At 56.9% G+C, this 276-nt stretch carries 1 protein-coding gene; it reads left to right on the top strand.

Annotation, left to right across the window (positions count from 1 at the left end; genetic code table 11):
- On the top strand, window positions 1-276 hold a 276-nt coding region (locus SB822_RS56855; RefSeq protein WP_410859071.1), incomplete at both ends, for a TlpA family protein disulfide reductase.

The raw sequence follows: 276 nt of genomic DNA, 5'->3' as shown, positions 1-276 counted from the left end.
CAATGTGGTTGCCCAGAATGTTTCGACGAATGTTTCAGCGGAAAGCGATGAAGCTTCGGCGCAATGCGTGTTGAAAGCGGATAAGCTTAAGGCACTTGATACAGCTGCGACCGGGGGCGTGGCGGCGATGCGTGCCGCTGAAAAGCCGATTTCCGTCTCGCATATTGCTTTCACAGGCCCGGACGGCAAGCAGATGACTCTCGGCGATTTTAAGGGCAAGACACTGCTGGTCAATCTCTGGGCGACGTGGTGCGCGCCATGCCGCGAGGAAATGCC

It is taken from the genome of Paraburkholderia sp. SIMBA_054 (assembly GCF_046534875.1).
GTDB lineage: Bacteria > Pseudomonadota > Gammaproteobacteria > Burkholderiales > Burkholderiaceae > Paraburkholderia > Paraburkholderia hospita.
This window is presented reverse-complemented; position numbering and strand designations above follow the sequence as displayed.